Below are 6,350 nucleotides of genomic sequence, written 5' to 3' on the forward strand. Positions count from 1 at the left end.
GTGCATCACGCCAACGTACTGATCGATCGCAATCGCTCGATGCGTTGGCGCGATGGAAAAGATGGACAGCCGGGATTCGCCGGCATGGATCTGAAGATCGAAAGCAACGTGCTCGATCCCGAAAGTCACTTTCTGTTTTGGAAGCCGGGGTCGGCGCCGGATCAGTCGCCGCCCGGCATGGGATGGATGATCGAGAAGGGAACCGATCTGATCCTGAACATGCACATGCAGCCGACCGGCAAGCCCGAGAAAATCCAGCCGGTGCTCGGGCTCTACTTCGGTAACGATGAGCCGCGTTACAAGCCGCTGCTGGTGCAATTAGAAGCGGACCGGGAACTCAGTATTCCCGCAGGACGCGACAATTTCAGTGTTGAAGACGACTTCACGATTCCAGTCGATACCGACCTGCTCGCCATCTATCCACATGCCCATTACCTCGGCAAGACGGTCGTTGGCACCGCGCGGCTGCCGGATGGAAGCGAGCGCACGTTGATCCGCATCCGCGACTGGGACCTGAACTGGCAGGGAGTTTATCGATATCGGAAGCCCGTGTTTCTCGCCAAAGGGACGCGCGTTTCCATGCGCTGGACCTTCGATAATTCGGCCTCGAATCCGCGGAATCCGAGCCAGCCGCCGCGGCGCGTCACAGCCGGAGATCAGGCGACCGACGAAATGGCGCACCTCTGGCTGCAGTTGTTGCCGCGCGGCGATGGAGATCAAAGGCCGGTGATCCAGGAGGCTCTGATGCGTAAGCGAATTGCGCAGGATCCGGAGGATTTCACCGCGCACTTCAATCTGGGCGGGCTGCTTGAGGCGCGTGGCGACACGGCGGGGGCGATCGCGGAGTTGGAGCTAGCAACCGCGATTGCACCCAAGGATGAAGTCGCGCTGAACACGCTGGGAGCCTATCTGCAGCTGGCGGGGCGTGCCGATGACGCTGAGAAACGCTACCGTGCGGCGCTCACCGCGCGTCCGGATTACACCGAGGCGCGTTATAACCTGGCCCAAGCGCTGCTGGCGCGCGGGGCCAATGAAGATGCAACCGCGGAGTTGCGCACCGTGGTTCGGCAGACGCCCGACGACACGAAAGCAAAGCAGACGCTCGAAGCGCTCTTGGAGCAGCAAGCCAACGCACTTGCCCGCGAGCGGCGATTGGGCGAGGCGACCGTTTTGTTTCGCGAGATCGCTGCACTCGATCCCACTAGCGCGGGGGCCTACACCAATCTGGGCGCGGCGCTGGCCATGCAAGGCAATCTCGCGGCCGCGCGGGAGCAGTTCGAGAAGGCGCTGGCGATCGATCCGGCGAGTTCGGTTGCGCGGGATAATCTGGCGCGTGTGAAGGCGCAACTGCGGTAGCGATGTTTGCCGCTGCCGTTTGGGTTTCGCTACTGTCGCAAGCACAATGCGCTACGTGTCATCCGCGGGAAGTCGCGGCCTTTGAGCAATCCGCTATGGGGCGCTCCATCAGCACGGATACGCCGCAGCCCGACGGGCGCTTCGAGCACAAAAATTCCCGCAGCACGATCACCATCAAACACCGGGGGCCGCAGATGATTCAGCGCGTGGATGCGGATGGTTTGAAGGTTGAATATCCGGTGGCTTATACCGTCGGGGCGGGGAAGGCCGGCTTCAGCTATCTAATTCAGATTGGCCAGTACCTGTTCCAATCTCCGGCTTCTTATTACAGCCAGGCTCATGCGTGGGACGTGACGCCGGGCTATGAACCGGAACCCGTGCTCGACTTCACGCACCCCATCGCGGAAGGCTGCATCTTCTGCCATGCGGCGACGGCTCGCGCCGCAACGGGCACGGAGAACCGCTTTTCGGAACCGCTCCGGGCGATCTCCTGCGAGCGCTGCCATGGTTCGGCGGAAGCGCATCTCAAGCAGCCGGTGCGCGGCTCGATCGTGAACCCGGCGAAGCTTTCAATTGCTGCCCGGGATAGTGTCTGCGAGCAGTGTCATTTGGAAGGCGCGGTCCGCGTTTTGAATCCGGGCAAGCGCTGGACGGATTTCGAGGCGGGTCGAACGACCGAGTCCGTCTTCGTAACCTATGTCTTGCATACTGACCGGTCTGAAGGCGTCAAAGCAGTAAGTCAAAGCGAGCAACTGGCGTTGAGCCGATGTTCGCGCGAAAGCGGCGGCCGCCTTTGGTGCGGAAGTTGCCACGACCCGCATGGCGATTCCGTTACTATCCGAAGCGTTTGCATGGGCTGTCATGCGGACGTGTTTTCGGCGGCGAAGCATAAGCCCGCCGATGAGTGCGTAAGTTGTCACATGCCCCGGCTCCAGCCGAATAACATCGCGCATACCGCGATTACCGATCATTTCATCGCTCTGCCTGGACCGCGCAAGCCTTTGACGCCGGCAACCGGCGAACTTACCGCGTGGCGAGAACCTTCGAAAGAGTTAGTGAATCGCGACTTAGGATTGGCGCTGTTCGAAACCGCGGCTGGAGATAAAAAGAACGACGAGATCGTTCGCTCGTATCAGCTACTGAAGAGTCTTCCGCTTGAACAGCGAGTTGATCCGGATGTGATGGCGGCTCTCGGGTCCATGCTATTCGCGCAGAACCAGAAGGAGTTCGCGCAGAAGCTTTACGCGGGGGCCGAAACCGAGCGGCCGCAAAACGCGCGGTTCGCTTATTGCCTCGGCGTGGTGTATGCTGCCGAAGGCAATACAGCTCAAGCCGTCGCGCAGTTCCGGCGAAGCATCGCGATCGATCCATCGGATCCGGAGCCTTACCGGAAATTAGCCGCGTTATACCGGGCGGCCGGACAACCGGGCCAAGCCAAAGCTGTCCAGCGAGAGTATCTCGATTTCATGCCGCAGAACCTCTTCTTCCGGCACTTAGTGGAACAACATCCATGAACTTACTGTTCGTTTTCCTCTTACAAGCCGCGACTGCTGCTCCAACGCCGTTCGACCAAGGGATGACCTTGTTCCAACAACATCAGTTCGCGAAGGCGGCGGAGAGCTTCGCAGCGGCCATCAAGACCGAAAATCCCGGCACATCGCATTATGCTGAGGTCGCCTACTGGCTGGGGCAGGCCGACTACCTTGCGGCGCGCAATGCCGAAGCGATTCCGTGGCTTGAAAAAGCCATTGCGGGCGGAGTGCGCGGGCCGGAAGTAATGTATATGCTCGGCAACGCGGCAATTCAGAATCGCGACCCGGAGCGCGCGCGCCGGGCCTTCGCGGCGATGTTCGGCGTGTTGCCGGAGACGCCTGCCGCGCACTTGCTTACCGCGCAGATGATGATCCGGCAGGAGTTTGAGGAACTGGCCGTCAAGGAGCTGGACCGCGCGGTAGAACTCGACCCCCGCATTCCGGAAGCGCACTACCTGCTGGGAATCATCTCTACCTACCATAACGACCTGGATCGCGCTAAGAAGGAACTGGCGAACGAGATCGCGATCAATCCGAACTTCGCCATGGCGTATTACAAGCTGGGCGATGCCTATTCGCGGCACGAGGAGTGGGACGACGCGATTCCGTACCTTCAGAAAGCGATCTGGCTAAACCCGGCTTATAGCGGGCCCTATATTCTGCTGGGCAAAGGCTATCTGAAGCGCGATCAACTGACCAACGCGGAAGGCGCCCTGCGCCGTGCCATCCAGATGGATCCGAATAACTATTCAGCGCATTACTTACTGGGTCAAACCTTGAATAAGATGGGTAAGACGGAAGAAGGCCGCAAGATGCTGGAAGAGTCGCAGAAGCTTCACAAAGGTCCCGAAGAGTAGGTGCTACTTTCGCTCGAGCATGACGCCCAGCGCCGCTTCTTTCTCGTGCTGCACGCGCGCGCCCTCGGCGAAGAGCCGCTTACTTTCCTCGATATCGCCCTTCCGTCGCAATAACTGACCGAGCGTGTTATAGGGGCCGGGGTTCCCGGGATCGAGCCGGATGGCGGTTCGAAGCGCTTCTTCAGCGGCCTGGATATCGCCTTTCTGCTTGAGCGCCGTGCCTAGCATATAGTAAGCTTCCGAGTTATCGGGTTGGATTGCAATCGTCGCGCGCCATTCAGCCGCGGCAACGTCGAAATTGCCCGCCTGCCAGTTCGTGATCCCTAGCATGTAATGCGCCTCGGCAAGCTTGGGGTCCAGAACGAGGGCGCGATTGAACTCGGCCGTCGCCGCATCAAGATCGTCTTTATCTTTCAGGGCCACGCCGAGGTTATAGTGCGCCGCGGCTAAGTTCGGGTTCTTAGCGAGCAGATTCTGAAACACGGCGATAGCTTTATCCAGCTCAAACTTCTTCAGATGCACATAGCCGATATTCATCTGTGCGGTTGTGTTTGCGGGATCTTCCGCCAGAACCTTGTTGAACTGTTCCATCCCTTCGTCAGGATGCCGCGTGTTGACGAGCAACATGCCGTAGGTGTTGCGGGCATCGTGATCGGCTGGATTTATAGCTACAAGGCGACGATAGGGTTCGATTGCGCCTGGAAGATCGCCAGTGGTCTGTAGGGCCTCGCCAAGTAGCTTCTGATAGCCGGCATTGTTCGGGTCGAGAGCGGCGGCGGTCTGGAGATACGGAATGCCATCCGAATTTCCGGTAAGCCATAGAGCGGCGCCGAGGTGATACTGGCCGGGCGCATACTTGGGATCGAGCTCGATGGCGCGGCGGAAGTGGGTCAATGCCTCATCGCGGCGGTTCAGGACCGCGAGCAGGAACCCGATCTCGTCTTCGAAACGAGGCGATTTGGGGTCTAGCGTGGCGGCTTGCTGAAAGGCGGATAGCGCGCCGGCCGCGTCGCCTTGAGCTTTCAGTTGTTCCGCTTGCGCGACGACGCTCTTTAGATCCTGCGCAACCAAAGTTGAGCAGAGTACAAAACAAAAGCTAATTAGCCACGGATGAACCACATATGGCCCGCGGTCCACCCTGGGGAATGAAAACGCTGCCCCCCGTCGCCGTCGGAGCTCGGTTGCAGGTACCGTCCGCCGTATTTGAGTCGATGCAACTACCGCATTCTGAGCCGCGACGGTGACGGAGCCGGTTACAGCCATGGCATTCCGCTTTCTCGCGGCAAAGGCATCCGAAAGGTTCTTTTCCGGAGCACCAGCTCCGTTACCGTCGCGGCTCAGAATGCTGGCAGGCGTTTTCAGAACAACACAGATAAACACGGATAAGAAAGAACCAAGGCTCTTGATCTTATCGGCGTTTATCTGCGTTAATCCGCGGCTAATATGGACTTTCCCAATCTTCATGCGCGCACGAAACCCACGCCTTCTTTAACTATGATCGTCTGGTTCGCTCTAACTGCTACTAGCTTATCCACAATCCCGCTCGGCCAGTGTATTTCCAAGTCGGCTTTAGCCGCCTTGCCCAGCCCGAAGTGAATGCGCAGATCGCCTTGCGAGTAGTAGCTGCCCCCGCTGCGCACTTCATCCATTTGACGCTTGCTTCCGGCCGGAGTGCAATAGATCCGCGCTCCAATCCCGCTACGATTGCTCTTTACACCAATTGTCTTAATCCGCAGCCAGTTATTACCCGACTTACCCTGGCAGTGCAGCAGCTGGGGGACATCGTTCACGCAGTTCACTACGATGTCGAGCAGCCCATCGTTATCGAAATCGCCAATCGCACAGCCGCGCGCCGGAACCCGTTCGTTAATTCCGGGACCGGCCTGCTCCGACACATCCTCGAACTTACCGCTGCCCAGATTGCGATAGAGTACCTTCCGTTCGCGGTAACCGGACTCGACCAGCGTCTCGGCCACCTCCGGGTAAACGTGGCCGTTGCACGTCAGGATGTCGGGAAGCCCGTCGTTATCGAAATCAAAGAAGCAGGCGCCCCAGCCGAGAAACCTTGTGTTGCGGCCGAGACCGGACTGAAAGGTAACGTCTTCAAAACCGTTCTCGCCTAAGTTGCGATAGAGCGTCGATGTGTCGCCGGCGAAGTTCGTCTTGATAAGTCCGAAGTGCCCGTCAAGCAGGAAATCGGCCGTGGAAACGCCCATCCCGGCCTGGGTCTTGCCGTCCGCCCCATAAGCCACGCCGGATTCCACCGCGATATCGGTGAAGGTCCCGTCGTGGTTATTGTGATAGAGCACCGAGGCGCTGGAATCGTCGGCGACATAGATATCGGGCCAGCTATCGTTATCGAAATCCGCGACTAATACGCCTAAGCCGTAAGTGCCGGAAGTCTTCAGGATTCCTGCGCGCCCGGAGACATCAGTGAAGGTACCGTTGCCGTTGTTGTGGAATAAGATGTTCTTCCCGCCTTGCAGGCCTGGAGGACCGCACGCCACCAGGATGCCTTTGTATAAGCAGGGGCCGCTCTCGGGCAGGGGAGTGGTCTTGGGGTCGAAATCGATGTAATTGGCGATGAAGAGATCCAGGTGGCCGT

At 59.0% G+C, this 6,350-nt stretch carries 5 protein-coding genes; 3 read left to right on the top strand and 2 right to left on the bottom strand.

All coding sequences use genetic code 11. From position 1 onward, the window contains the following. The 3 genes from H1Y01_RS17280 to H1Y01_RS17290 all read left to right on the top strand — a co-directional run. Positions 1 to 1,356, top strand: a 1,356-nt coding sequence (locus H1Y01_RS17280) for a tetratricopeptide repeat protein (protein WP_180541753.1), incomplete at its 5' end; no start/stop codon positions are given. Positions 1,357 to 1,451: 95 nt separating this feature from the next. Next, positions 1,452 to 2,870, top strand: coding sequence for a tetratricopeptide repeat protein (locus H1Y01_RS17285; protein WP_180541754.1), 1,419 nt, complete (start codon positions 1,452 to 1,454; stop codon positions 2,868 to 2,870). Continuing rightward, positions 2,867 to 3,745: a tetratricopeptide repeat protein gene (locus tag H1Y01_RS17290; protein WP_180541755.1), complete on the top strand. Its 879-nt coding sequence runs from the start codon at positions 2,867 to 2,869 to the stop codon at positions 3,743 to 3,745. Before H1Y01_RS17285 ends, H1Y01_RS17290 begins: the two co-directional genes overlap by 4 nt. Before the next feature lie 3 nt (positions 3,746 to 3,748). Here the strand turns inward: H1Y01_RS17290 and H1Y01_RS17295 are convergent, their stop codons facing one another. Together H1Y01_RS17295 and H1Y01_RS17300 are read right to left on the bottom strand one after the other, a co-directional pair. Next, positions 3,749 to 4,882 (bottom strand): tetratricopeptide repeat protein, encoded by a 1,134-nt coding sequence (locus tag H1Y01_RS17295; RefSeq protein ID WP_180541756.1) that lies wholly within the window; start codon positions 4,880 to 4,882, stop codon positions 3,749 to 3,751. Positions 4,883 to 5,205: 323 nt separating this feature from the next. Then, a partial coding sequence (locus H1Y01_RS17300) for a CRTAC1 family protein (protein ID WP_180541757.1) occupies positions 5,206 to 6,350 on the bottom strand: 1,145 nt, incomplete at its 5' end.

The sequence above is a fragment of the Nevskia soli genome, from assembly GCF_903970205.1.
Taxonomy (GTDB): Bacteria; Acidobacteriota; Terriglobia; order Bryobacterales; family Bryobacteraceae; genus Bog-113.